General features: G+C 43.4%; 9 protein-coding genes. 3 read left to right on the top strand and 6 right to left on the bottom strand.

Annotation, left to right across the window (positions count from 1 at the left end):
- Positions 1 to 6 precede the first annotated feature (6 nt).
- Together IH597_12745 and IH597_12740 are read right to left on the bottom strand one after the other, a co-directional pair.
- Complete coding sequence (locus tag IH597_12745) at positions 7 to 576, bottom strand: DNA-3-methyladenine glycosylase I (protein MBE0663319.1); 570 nt, start codon at positions 574 to 576, stop codon at positions 7 to 9.
- A gap of 3 nt (positions 577 to 579) precedes the next feature.
- A complete protein-coding gene (locus tag IH597_12740; GenBank protein ID MBE0663318.1) occupies positions 580 to 1,050 on the bottom strand; it encodes a hypothetical protein in 471 nt (156 codons plus the stop codon).
- A 187-nt stretch (positions 1,051 to 1,237) separates the two neighbouring features.
- Here IH597_12740 and IH597_12735 point away from each other — a divergent pair, with 187 nt between their 5' ends.
- The gene (locus tag IH597_12735) at positions 1,238 to 2,197 is read left to right on the top strand and encodes a bile acid:sodium symporter family protein (protein MBE0663317.1); all 960 of its coding nucleotides are present in this window, start codon (positions 1,238 to 1,240) and stop codon (positions 2,195 to 2,197) included.
- Positions 2,198 to 2,329: 132 nt separating this feature from the next.
- On the opposite strand, the gene IH597_12730 is transcribed toward IH597_12735, so the two are convergent.
- The 3 genes from IH597_12730 to mnmE all read right to left on the bottom strand — a co-directional run bounded on the left by IH597_12730 (position 2,330) and on the right by mnmE (position 5,880).
- A complete protein-coding gene (locus tag IH597_12730; protein MBE0663316.1) occupies positions 2,330 to 3,823 on the bottom strand; it encodes a T9SS type A sorting domain-containing protein in 1,494 nt (497 codons plus the stop codon).
- A gap of 196 nt (positions 3,824 to 4,019) precedes the next feature.
- Positions 4,020 to 4,355, bottom strand: a complete 336-nt coding sequence (locus IH597_12725; GenBank protein MBE0663315.1) for a hypothetical protein — start codon at positions 4,353 to 4,355, stop codon at positions 4,020 to 4,022.
- 118 nt (positions 4,356 to 4,473) lie between these two features.
- On the bottom strand, positions 4,474 to 5,880 hold the full coding sequence (mnmE, locus tag IH597_12720; protein ID MBE0663314.1) for a tRNA uridine-5-carboxymethylaminomethyl(34) synthesis GTPase MnmE: 1,407 nt from the start codon (positions 5,878 to 5,880) through the stop codon (positions 4,474 to 4,476).
- A gap of 191 nt (positions 5,881 to 6,071) precedes the next feature.
- Here mnmE and sucD point away from each other — a divergent pair, with 191 nt between their 5' ends.
- The gene (gene sucD / locus IH597_12715; GenBank protein MBE0663313.1) at positions 6,072 to 6,941 is read left to right on the top strand and encodes a succinate--CoA ligase subunit alpha; all 870 of its coding nucleotides are present in this window, start codon (positions 6,072 to 6,074) and stop codon (positions 6,939 to 6,941) included.
- 236 nt (positions 6,942 to 7,177) lie between these two features.
- Here sucD and IH597_12710 read toward each other — a convergent pair whose 3' ends face one another.
- The gene (locus IH597_12710) at positions 7,178 to 8,419 is read right to left on the bottom strand and encodes a DUF418 domain-containing protein (protein MBE0663312.1); all 1,242 of its coding nucleotides are present in this window, start codon (positions 8,417 to 8,419) and stop codon (positions 7,178 to 7,180) included.
- Between the two features lie 465 nt (positions 8,420 to 8,884).
- On the opposite strand from IH597_12710, the gene glgP reads away from it, so the two are divergent.
- Positions 8,885 to 13,132 (top strand): alpha-glucan family phosphorylase, encoded by a 4,248-nt coding sequence (gene glgP / locus IH597_12705; protein ID MBE0663311.1) that lies wholly within the window; start codon positions 8,885 to 8,887, stop codon positions 13,130 to 13,132.
- Positions 13,133 to 13,270: the final 138 nt, after the last annotated feature.

Raw genomic sequence — 13,270 nt, 5'->3', positions numbered from 1 at the left:
CATTACTTAGCTTCCTACTTCTCGGTATCTGAAACAGTCAGTCAGGTGGTCGTTTATCATGCCGCCGGCTTGCATGAAAGCATAGCAGGTTGTTGAACCGACAAACTTAAAACCTAGTTTTTTCAGTTCCTTGCTCATCAGATCACTTTCAGGAGAGGTGGCAGGGATTTGCTTTGTGGATGCCCATTTGTTGATGATTGGTTTTCCGTTAACAAATTTCCAGATAAAACTATCAAATGATCCGTGTTCTGCTCTGACCCTGATAAAAGCCTGAGCGTTGGAGATACAAGACCTGATCTTTAGCTTGTTCCGGATAATTCTTGGATTTTCAAGTAATGCTCCGATTTTTGGTTCGCCATACAGAGCGATCTTTTCAAAATCAAAACCATCCAGTGCAGCGCGAAAGCTTTCGCGCTTGTGTAAAACGGTTCGCCAACTCAAACCTGCCTGAAAGGTATCAAGCACGATGAATTCAAACCATTTTTTGTCATCATGCACGGGTACTCCCCATTCAGTGTCGTGATAGGCAATCATGAGCGGATCATTGAGTGGCCATTCGCAGCTTTGTTTTTTCATGGTTCAGAAGATATAACGTATTGAAAATGCGCCACCATCGCCCCAGAAACCGGTGATTCCCACGAGATTGAAAGCCGGTTTCCAATCCAAACTGAGGTTGATGGGAACATCATTAAAGACGTACTCCATCCCGAAAATAGCATCTACACCAAGCACTTTATAAGGTTTGTCGGCAGTGCTCCATTTAACCCTTGAGCCATCCCAGAAACCTATATGACCACCAACACCAAAATACCAGTAAAGCCAGGCAACATCAAAAGCTGGCTTGTGGATTTCAACTAATGCAGTGAAATCATAACCACCCCAGCGGGTGCTTGCTATTGCTTCAATGGCTTTATTATCATCAATGAAATGCTTAACCGTGATCCCGTTGAACCAGCCACCTCTTAAGCCGATCCCGGTGTTATAGTCCTGGGCTTTGGACAGAATGCAACCCGCAAAGATTAATGCTAAAATCAGACCCAAGCTTTTCATCAAAAGCTTATATTATTAGCCGACAAAAATATTCTTTTTTGTGAGATGGAGATTTTCACTTTTTGATGCTGTACTGATGCGGGTTTCGCTCGGGCACCCATTTTATTTAATTTTTATTACGTGTTTTTGACTGCAAATTATTCACATATTGGAATATGTGTTACTTTGGCAGAAAAATTGAAAGCCTATGTTTGAATCCTTATCCGCCATTGACCAAACCCGCCTGAATTTCAGCGAAGGAGGGCTTTTGTATATGAATATTACGCTGGCCATCATCATGTTTGGCGTGGCACTCGGCATTAAAACCGAGCATTTCAGAAATATTTTTTTATTTCCCAAGTCGGCACTGCTGGGCATTTTTTCGCAAATCTTTCTTTTGCCGGCACTTACTTTCCTATTGGTAATCATACTTAATCCGCCTCCTTCCATAGCTATGGGTATGATCCTGATTGCTGCCTGTCCCGGGGGCAATATCTCAAATTTTATTTCTTCATTATCAAAAGCTAATGTGGCGTTATCAGTTAGTCTCACAGCCTTTTCAACCTTGTCAGCAACCATTGTCACACCTTTGAATTTTGCTTTCTGGGGTAATATGTATGTGAATTATTATGAAAAGGCCAAACACCTGAATATTCCGATCCATATCGATTTTCTGCAAATGGCTCAGACCGTTTTTATTCTTCTGGGCATTCCCTTGCTTGCAGGTATGTGGTTTGCTTATAAATTTCCGCAGACCACAGAAAAATATAAGAAAAAAGTCAAAATCACTTCGGTGATTCTATACATGACTTTTATCATCGGTGCGCTGGCTGCCAATGCTCAGCATATTCCCGGCGTGATTATCCCGCTCGGCATTGTTGTAATGCTGCTGAATGCCCAAACTCTTTTTACAGGCTATATTGTGGGAACCATCGGACGCGTTCCGCGGATTGACAGGCGTACGCTCTCCATCGAAACCGGGATTCAGAACTCCGGCCTTGCACTGGTGCTAATTTTCAACCCTAAACTCTTTGATGCTAATGGCGGAATGGCTTTTATGGCTGCCTGGTGGGGCATCTGGCAAATGGTGACAGGACTGGCTCTGGCTTATATCTTATCAAAAATCAGCATTTCGGAATATGGTTTTTTGAGAGTTCGTTCTGATTAGCGAGCGAGCGAACGCTGACAGGTCTGGCGACGCTGTCAGGTTCGGAATAAAAGGATCTGTCAGCGTCTCAAAAGAAAATGCTTATTGCTTAAGCTTACTGGTTTGAAATTCTAAATTACCGAATGACTGGAATTAATCGGCAAGAATTATTTTCCTTGAGACCGATTTTTCCGCGTGTGATTTTTTGTCTGAAAAAACTGCATGTAAATAATAAACACCCCTGGGAAGGTTTCTTACATCAATATTATTGAACTGCTTACTGAATTTATTATTTAGAACTACACTTCCCGCCTGATCAAATATCTTGATGCTTTGTAAACTATAAAGATTACCGTCGTAGTTTACGCTGATCCACTGGTTCGAAGGATTAGGGAAAACCATAAAGCCAATGTCTTGAAAGGGATTTTCAACATAGGTTGCTACGGAAGAGAAACTAAGATTTGAAATATAAGCCTTGTTGCCAGTCCCGTTGTAAGGTAGCGTCAGGTCATCTACAAATACAAGATCTCCTTTGTGAACATGCGAAACAAAGATTTCATCTCCAATGCTTGAAATCTGACCTGAATAATATACCGATGGGCCATTAATGATTTTTTCTGATTCCAGAGCAAGGTCGTGATTAAAGAGGACTACTTTATGGCTGTTGAAATCGGAGGCATTTTGTGTGAAAAGCCCGATGTAAGTAGGAGTGCTCACCATGTCAGCACGGAAGCTTGCCAAATGCGTGAAAAAGGGCACAATAACCTCGACCATAAGTTGTCCGTCAAAGCTTAGTTTTTTAAGAGTGTTTTCGGGTGTAAATCCGCCTTCTACCACTTGTTCGTAAACATAAAGGCCGTTTTCATTGGCTACGATCCTTCCGGTAGCATTATTGAATGTTTCGTCCATAAAAAGCCATTCTGCAGTCAAATCCTCATTCAATCCCATGGTAATGGAAGCATTCTGGGTTTGGGGCAATTCTATGAGTATGGTATCTACCATAACCGTTCCCGGGCCGTTAAAACCACCATTGAAATAAATTTTATCATTATAAAAGGCAATGTCTTTTACCAGCGTGAATGCTGAGGACACCTGCTTTGATTTGAGAATGTTGCCATCAGGATCAAGAATTAAGATCCAATCGCCAAGGTTGGATTGGTTTCGGACATGCACGGCAATATTGCCTGTATTTCCTAATGAAATGCTGGCATAAGCGCCCCATTTACTCTGGTCAGTAATATGCCATAAATGATTTCCTGAAGCATCAATCATCATCATGAACATAAAATATTGACCGTCCTCGTATGACGAACCACGGTAAACAAAAGCATTTGTTGATTGCCCAACGATGAGTACATCGGTTCCTACTGCGATCATATCTCCGATCAGCAACTGTCCGAATATGTAATCGGTCCTAAGAACCTCGCCAACGGACGTAGTTTTCAAAATGTACGCATCTCCTTTATAGGGCAACGTTGATGGGGCGTTGTGGATGCCTGTAATGTACACATTACTGTCGGCATCCACTGTCATGGCTGCTACTTCGTTGGTATTGCTTATGTCGTATGATTCAGCCCAGATAAATTGCTGGCTATTAACAGTTGCAGTGAAAAGCAACAAGAGGGTGAGGGTAAATATGTGCTTCATGTTGGATTGCATGTTGGTTGGTTTTTTTAGAAACACAATGATTATGCATTTTGTTCATGGAAAAACACCAGGTACAGCCAGGCTCACAATGCAGTATTTCAGCAGTGTAGATGGTTAAGTACCATAAGTTAAGCAATCCTTCCCGGAGTAAATATTCTCACTGGTTTTGAAGAGTGGAGAATGCGAGCTTAGCTCCTTAACCTTTTTTAGGCGGTGGGGCCAGCAGTCCTGCAAGCGCTCCTATAGCTGCTGATCCAATTGCTGTAAGGATTGTTGGCACGCTGTTGTCATCATCAATCTTACCATTGCCAATAAGGATTAATACGCCAATGATAGTTGCTAAAATCGTTGTACCCAAAGCGATCACTATGATCCTGTAAATCCACTTGTCGGATTCCAAAGGGTTAGGTTGGCTAAATTCTTTCAGCACTTTCTCAGGATTTTGTTTGAGTCTGCCAACTAGTTCTTCGTTGCTGTTCAGTTCTTCTTTTAATTCTTTGAACCTGGATTTGTCAATAGAAAGTAATTCCATATTTTTTTGTTTTTGAGGTTAATACCAATTGTTTCTACTCATTTCATTAATAGTTTTGCGCTTCGCGGAATTTGTGCGAGTGTACCTGTCAGCGTGCGCAGCACCTGACAGCGTCCACCTATTTGCCGATGCAGAATTTCCCAAATATTGACCCTAAAATCTCATCCGTCGTCACTTTTCCTGTAATCGTGCCTAAATGATGCAAAGCCATCCGTATATCCACGGCAACCAGGTCGCTCGATAAACGGATGATAAATCCTTCTTCAACAGTTTCCACGGCCTTCAGTGCTTCCTGTAATGCCTGCAGGTGACGGGCATTGCTGACCATCGTATCGCTGTCAATAGCGCCATGTTCCACTGAGCGAAGCAATGAGTCAATAATCAGGTTGATGTTTTCTTTTTGTTTGGCGCTCACAAAAATGGTTTCGTGTTCAACAAGTTCATTGAAATCGTGGGGAATCTCAACCAGCATATCCGTTTTGTTCCCGATAAGAATAATACGTTTATCCTGGTCGCCATATTTTTCGTTCAGGTTTTCAAATGTTTCGTTCAACTCCGCAACGCTGAATTCGTTGAGATCGAATAAGTAAAGGATAATCGCCGCCTGCTCCATCTTTTGATGGGTTCGCTCAATGCCAAATCCTTCAATTGTATCGGTTGTATCGCGCAAACCCGCTGTATCAATAAACCTAAAGGCAACACCATGGATGCTGATCACATCCTCAATGCTGTCGCGCGTTGTTCCCGGAATTTCTGAAACGATGGCCCGTTCTTCGTTCAGCAGTGCATTGAGCAGGGTGCTTTTGCCTACATTCGGTTTTCCTACAATTGCTACAGGAATGCCATGTTTGAGCACATTGCCCATGCGAAACGATTCGATCAGCAATTTTAACTCTGTTTTCAGATCCACAAGCAATTCATTCAGTTGATCGCGATTAGCGAACTCTACATCTTCTTCGCTGAAGTCCAGTTCCAGTTCTATGAGGGCTGCAAAATCAACCAACTGTTGCCTCAGTTCTTCAATCTTTTTTGAGAACCCACCCCGCATTTGGTTCATCGCCAGTTGATGCGAAGCCTTAGAACTGGAGGCAATAAGATCGGCCACTGCTTCAGCCTGCGAAAGGTCTATGCGCCCGTTTATGAAAGCCCGCAAAGTGAACTCTCCCGGCTCGGCAACCCTGATACCCTGGCCAATAAGCGCTTCCATAATGCGTTGCTGGATGTATGGCGAACCATGGCAGGAAATCTCAACCACATCTTCTGATGTGTAGGAATGAGGAGCCCTGAACAAGCCAACAACAACCTGGTCAATTAATTCCCCATTCACTGAAAGGTTCCCATAATGCAGGGTATAGCCTTTTTGCTCTGAGAGTTTTGTGTCTTTGGTTGCCGGGTCGAACAAATTTTCTGTAACGTTAATAGCTTCCGGACCTGAAACTCTTATCATGGCAATGGCTCCGCGTCCCGGCGCTGTGGAAATAGCGCAAATCGTATCTGTATTTTGATTTTTCCTTTCCCTTTGCATAGAATGCCAATTGTTAAGATTTACGCAAAGGTACAATTACATTGAGGGTTTTCAACATTCACATTTTGTAATATCCGAACCCAGATGAACTTTTAAAACATATTGTTGTTTGAACCAGCATTAAGTTTTTCAGATACCCAAAAGCTTTTATCTTTGCTTCATCATTGAATTTATCTAAAAACCACTGAGCAATGAGCATACTCGTCAACAAATACTCAAAAGTTATTGTACAGGGCTTCACAGGCACCGAAGGTACTTTTCATGCAGGCCAAATGATTGAATACGGAACCAATGTAGTTGGTGGGGTCACACCTGGTAAAGGTGGTCAGACCCATCTCGACAGACCAGTATTTAATTCAGTTTCAGATGCTGTAAAAAAAACCGGTGCTGATGTTTCCCTCATCTTCGTTCCGCCGGCATTTGCAGCCGATGCCATCATGGAGGCTGCCGAAGCAGGTATAAAAGTAATTGTTTGCATCACCGAAGGCATTCCGGTTCTGGATATGGTAAAAGTAAAAGAATATCTGAAAGACAAAAATAGCCGACTGATCGGGCCTAACTGCCCTGGCATTATCACCCCTGATGAAGCCAAAATTGGCATCATGCCTGGTTTCATACACAAAAAAGGAGTGGTTGGCATTGTTTCCCGCTCAGGAACCTTAACCTATGAAGCCGTTGACCAGTTGACCAAGATCGGTTTGGGTCAGACCACAGCTATTGGTATTGGTGGCGACCCTATTGTGGGAACCACCACGCGTGATGCCATCGAATTGTTCTTGAGCGATCCGGAAACCAAAGGCATTGTGATGATTGGTGAAATTGGCGGTGGCATGGAAGCTGAAGCTGCTGAATGGATAAAGGCTAACGGAACAAAACCTGTGGTTGCCTTTATTGCCGGCGCCACTGCTCCCAAAGGCCGTACCATGGGCCATGCAGGAGCCATCATTGGTGGCCATAGCGACACTGCTGAAGCAAAGAAAGCAATCCTTCGCGACTGTGGCATTCATGTGGTAGATTCACCTGCCGACATCGGACGGGCGATGGTGAAGTTGCTCGGGTAGCGTGGTAAGTTCCAGGTTCAATGTTCCAGGTTCAAAGTTCCAAGTCCCAAGAACCAAGTTTCAAATTCAAAGGCCAAAATTCAAAGTATAAAGACTAAAACTCGAAATCCAAGGCTTCTTGAGATTGGAATCATATTCTATTTTGTCCCACTCCCCACGCCCCATTCCCGTCACCCATCTCCCTTTCTCCCACTCTCCAATTCTCCCCTTCTTCTCTCGCCTCACACACCTCCTCATCAACTTTTCCTAAAGGGTTGCAACTTCCGGTAAGTCAAACTTCTCCATAGCCATTCAAATGGTCCATAGTTAAAGTGTTTGAGCCAGAAAATGCTGAATGGGATTTGCAGACTAAAAATCACAATAGTTAAAAGTATGCCTTGCCAGTATTCAATTTTACCAAATAATCCAAATCCATAAGGCAAGAAGAGGGTCGTGCAAATGATTGAATGCAGCAGGTAATTTGTCAGGGCCATCCGGCCTACAGCTGCTATCAGACTCAAGAATTTATCTAAACTTCCTCTTGCAGTTAGTAATACAATTGCTGAAACATAGGCCATACCGAGCATAATTCCACTCACTGTATGTCCTGCGGTTCCCAGAAGACTCCAGATACCTGGCTCGCTCATGGGTGCCTGTGTGTAAGCATATGCATACGCCACACTTACAGGTATGCCAATAATTAATCCCCATTTGAGCAGTCTGCTGAAAAAAGGCAGATGATCATGGTAGTTTTTGATGATGCCTTTTCGTGCAGCCCAAACACCAGCCAGAAACATGGCCAGAACTACAGGATAAAAGAAAAAAGCGCCTGGCATTAATGTAAGATATTCTGTGATTCGTGTGGAAATAATTTCAGAATACGATCCATTGGAATAGACCTGATACGCCTTATCATGAAGCATCTGCATGCCGGCAGCATTCTCCTTTACGCCTGCTTCAAAAGCTTCCTTTGCTGAAGGATCCATGCCGGCAAGTAAAGCAAGGAGTGTAAAAAGGCCGATCATCAGCGTAGGTATAATTACCAGCCATGCGGCCCATTTTATTATTCCCCTATCCGAAACTTTCCGGTATAACAGTAGTATAAAGCCAAGTATAGCGTACCATAGAAGGATGTCGCCAGCCCAGAGGAAAACAATATGAGCAATTCCAAAAAGCATCAGGTAAAATACCCGCCAGCGAAATGTTGGGATGATGCTCTTGCCGTCCGGGCTGGTGCGGTTGATAAACAGCCAGAATCCATAGCCGAAAAGCATTGAGAAAATCACATAAAATTTCCCTTCAAAAAAGAATTTGATAAACAGTTGGGAAAACAATTCAAGGATGTTGCCCGACCCTGTATAACCCAAAAGCATGGCAGAAACAGGTTTGAAAAATAATGGCATATTTACCATCAGGATGCCGAAAATGGCCAAGCCACGCAGGGCATCAAGCAACTCAATGCGTTGAGAAGATGCGGTTGGTGTAATTAGTAGTGTCATCGTTGGTTTTGGATTGTATTTATAAAGGGCTAAAATATGACGTTTTTTTATTTCATTGATGGGGGGTATGCACTAAATGCAGCATCCCGGTCCTTGTGTGAACCGGGATGTGCAATTAACCAAACCAACAAACCAAAAATTATGAGAATATAAAACTGCATGAATCAATGTTTGATGAAGCAAAAATAGAACGGCTTCTCCTCACCGGAAACTGAATTCCGGTGAACGGGGCAAATCAACCAGTGAATTACCTGATTCAAACGATGAACATTTAAAACTGACCTTAAATTATTTTGAGGTTCTAACAAGTTGAGCAATAGCAAAGCAACAATTTTAACGTTATAGCTGTTTGTATTGCTTACATCGCGATCCTAAGGTTTACGCTCAAAATGCATACTTTTGTGCCCTGTTAAACTTTTTGGTTTTTGATTAACACATTGACTGACAGTATTATTTATAATTTCTATGAAGGAAAACAACTTATTGAGGCCAGACTATTTATTTGAAGTGAGCTGGGAGATTTGTAACAAGGTAGGCGCCATTCACACCATTATTTCCACTAAGGTTCCGGAAATTCAGAAAAAACTTAAAGACAATTATATCCTCATCGGGCCTGATGTATGGAAGGAAACACAAGATAATCCCGAATTTACGCTCGATGAATCAATATTTCGTCTTTGGCGAGAAAAAGCCGCCACACTGGGGCTACATTTCAGGATTGGAAGATGGAATGTACCAGGTAACCCGATCGTAATCCTCATTGATTTCACACCTTACTTTTCAGCGAAAGACAAAATATTTGAGGAAATGTGGTTAAGCCACAAAGTGGATTCTATGTCTGGACAATGGGATTATATTGAGCCGGCTTTGTTTGGCCAGGCTGCAGCCAAAGTAATTGAGAGTTTTTATGACTATTATATCACTTCCCAGGATCGGATTGTAGCACATTTTCATGAGTGGATGACAGGCGCCGGGGTTCTTTATATTAAGGAATTTATTCCTCAGATTGGCACTGTTTTTACCACACATTCAACAATTGTTGGCCGTACCATTGCTTCAAATGGTTTGCCTCTTTACAACGAAATGGAAACGTATCAGGCCGATGCCATGGCGCGAAGGTTCAACATCACAGCTAAATATTCGCTTGAGAAAACAGCTGGATTGGGTTGTGATACGTTTACAACCATTAGCAGCCTTTCTGAGCGGGAATGCCGGCATTTTCTGAACCGCACGCCCGATCTACTCACACCGGCCGGATATGATGCAGGCATGATAACCGATGCAGATAGTTTTGCAAAAAAGCGTAGTAAAGCAAGATACAGGCTGCTCGAGGTTGCCAGCGCGATCATCAGCAGCGAACTGCCTGACGATACTTTCATTTTCCTGACCTGCGGCCGTTATGAGGTTCGCAACAAAGGAATAGACTTGTTCATTGATGCACTCGGCAAGCTGAACAGCCAGGGCAACCTTAAAAAGCCTGTAGTTGCGATGATCGTACTTCCGGCAAATCAGGCCGGTCCACGAAGGGAACTTGTTGAAAGGATCAAAACAAAAGATTATACGGGATCAAGCACCGGCAAAATGATCACTCACACGCTTTTTGACCGCGAAGTTGATCCTGTGATTAAGAAACTGAAGGAAAATGGTTTAGCCAACAAGCCAGAGGATATGGTAAAAGTAGTTTTTGCACCGTGTTATCTGAATGGTTATGATGGAATCTTTAATTTGACCTACCATGAACTCTTACCTGGTTTCGATCTTACGGTGTATCCATCTTACTACGAACCGTGGGGCATCGCCTCACTTGAAAGCCTTGCAAACAGGGTTCCAACAATCACGACCACATTATCGGGCTTTGGATTACATCTGCAAGCGAATTTCCAGGAAATGAAGAAGGCCTTTTCCGTAATTGAACGATCGGATGATAACTCAAATGAAATTCCACAACTAATTGTTGAAAAGATTCTTGCAACGATAGATTTGGATGAAACCGCACTTACCAGCGTCAGAAATGCCGCATCAGAAATTGCCTTACAATCGGGTTGGGATAGGTTTATTGACGGTTTCAAGGAGGCAAACCACATGGCGCTGACAAAGGTTGAGAACCGCAAGCACCTGTTCCGCGATAAAATCCAAACCGAAATCAGGCTTACGCCACCGGCTCCGCCAAAGAAAAAACATGAGTGGAAGAAAATCCTCATTCGCTCTGCAATACCTAAAAATCTTGAAGCGCTGGATGCCCTTGCCAGGAACCTTTGGTGGTGCTGGAATAATGATGCCAAAGCCCTCTTTGAAAGCATTGACCCGGAGAAATGGAAGTCATTGCAACAAAACCCACTGGCTTTGTTTGAATCGCTTACCTACCAACGATTGCAGGAGCTTTCGTCTGATACTGATTTTCTGCACCACCTTGCGCATGTTTCTGAGCGTTTCAGGGCGTACATGAAAGAAGCAGAACACAAGCCAGCGCGGCAGATTGCATATTTCAGCATGGAGTTCGGCTTACATGATTCGCTGAAGATTTTCAGCGGCGGCCTTGGCGTGTTGGCTGGCGATTATCTTAAAGAAGCCAGCGATTCGAACCAGAATATGATTGGCATCGGGTTGTTGTACCGTTACGGATATTTCCAGCAAAATATTTCAATTCTTGGCGATCAGGTTGCGAACCTGCTTCCTCAGAAATTCACCCAAATGCCCATTCAGCCTGTAAGAGATAATGACGGAAACTGGGTAACTATAAGCCTTGCGCTTCCAGGAAGGAAGATGTTCGCCAAGGTTTGGGTAGTGAATGTGGGTAGAATTCCACTCTTTTTACTTGATACTGACATTCCTGAGAACCAGGAAAGTGACAAGGTAGTAACACACCAACTGTATGGGGGCGATTGGGAAAACCGCTTCAAGCAGGAACTGCTGTTGGGTGTTGGCGGTATTAGGGTTTTGCATGCCATGGGAATTTCGCCTGATATTTATCACCTGAACGAAGGCCATGCTGCTTTTACAGGTCTTGAGCGGCTCAGGTATCACGTGCTGGAGGAAAAGCTGACTTTTTCGCAGGCATTGGAGTTGGTACGCACAACGTCTTTATTTACAACCCACACACCTGTACCTGCCGGCCATGATTCCTTCAGCGAAGATTTGTTGCGAACCTATATTCCACATTACGCCGAACGATTAAATATATCGTGGGAAGAGTTTATGAACCTTGGTCGATGGGTTCCGGATAGCCCAGGTGAAAAATTTTCAATGAGCGTGCTGGCTGCCCGGCTTTCGCAGGAAATGAATGGTGTGAGTAAGATCCACGGCAGGGTATCGCGCGAGATGTTTGCCCGGATGTATGAAGGCTACTTCCCTGAGGAACTACATATCGGTCATGTTACAAATGGCGTTCACTACCCTACATGGGCAGCGCCGCAGTGGCAGGAGCTTTATGCAAAAACCTTTGGCGAAAATTTCACAACCGACCAATCCAATCCTGAGCATTGGAAAAAAATCCATGAAGTACCCAACCAGACAATCTGGGAAATTCGCAATTCACTTCGCAGTGAAATGATCAGGTATGTAAAGGACAGGGTGCAGACCGATATGCGCCGCAGGCAGGAAAACCCGAAAACCATTGCGCGGATTTTAGGCTCAATGAACGAGCATGCTCTTACGATTGGTTTTGCACGGCGTTTTGCAACCTATAAAAGGGCACACATGATGTTTACAGATCTTGAACGTTTAAAAACTTTGATAAATCAACCCGGAAAACCAGTGCAATTGATTTTTGCTGGAAAAGCCCACCCTGCTGATAAAGCCGGACAGGAGCTTATAAAAAGGATAATGGAAATTTCTAAAATGCCCGATTTCCTTGGCAAGATTACATTTGTTGAAAACTATGACATGGAACTGGCCAGCAAATTGGTTCAGGGCGTTGATGTGTGGCTTAATACTCCTATGCGACCGCTTGAAGCATCGGGAACAAGTGGCGAGAAAGCTGTAATGAACGGCGTGATCAACTTCAGCGTATTGGATGGCTGGTGGGCTGAAGGTTACCTGCCCGAAGCCGGCTGGGCACTTCCCGAGGAAAGAACTTACACGGAACAAAACCTTCAGGACGAGCTGGATTCACTTTCCATTTATAATATTCTTGAGAATGAAATTATCCCAGCATTTTACACAAGAGATATTTCAGGTTTGTCAAAGGATTGGATTACGTATGTTAAGAACACAATTTCTGGGATTGCACCGCACTTCACTATGAAGCGGATGATGGATGATTACGTGAAGCAATACTATAATAAACTGATAGAACGTTCTGATAAAATGAAGGCCGATAATTATCAGCTTATCAGGGATATGGCTGCCTGGAAAAGACGTATGATGAGGGATTGGAACCATATTGAAGTGCTGAAAGTTGAGGTGCCTGATTCAAGAAACGAACCTTTGAATATCGGGGATGTTTTTAGTGCAAAAGTTACCCTCGACTTGAATGGAATTTCACCAGGCGATATTGGTGTTGAGATACTTTTTGGCCAGAAAGAAAACGATGAAGTGAAAACGATTCATTTTAATAAGGAACTTCAGTTAGTGAAATCGGAAAGCAATGGTGTTGTTTTCGCTGTAGAATTTCCTTCTGAAAAATCAGGCGTCTTTGATTATGCATTCAGAATTTTCCCTAAACATGAACTCTTGCCTCACTGGCAGGATTTGTATATGGTGACGTGGTTCTAAGGGACTTAGGGACTTAGGGACGAAGGGAAAAAGAGACAAGCAACAAGCAACCAGCACCCAGAACAACTGTATGGCAACCGTATAACAATTGTATGACCCAAATCCAGCAACCAGCAACCAGGAACTAATCAACCAATT

The organism is Bacteroidales bacterium (assembly GCA_014860575.1).
Lineage (GTDB): Bacteria > Bacteroidota > Bacteroidia > Bacteroidales > JAAYJT01 > JAAYJT01.
The sequence above is the reverse complement of the archived record's forward strand: the minus strand, read 5'-3'. Positions and strand labels throughout refer to the sequence as shown.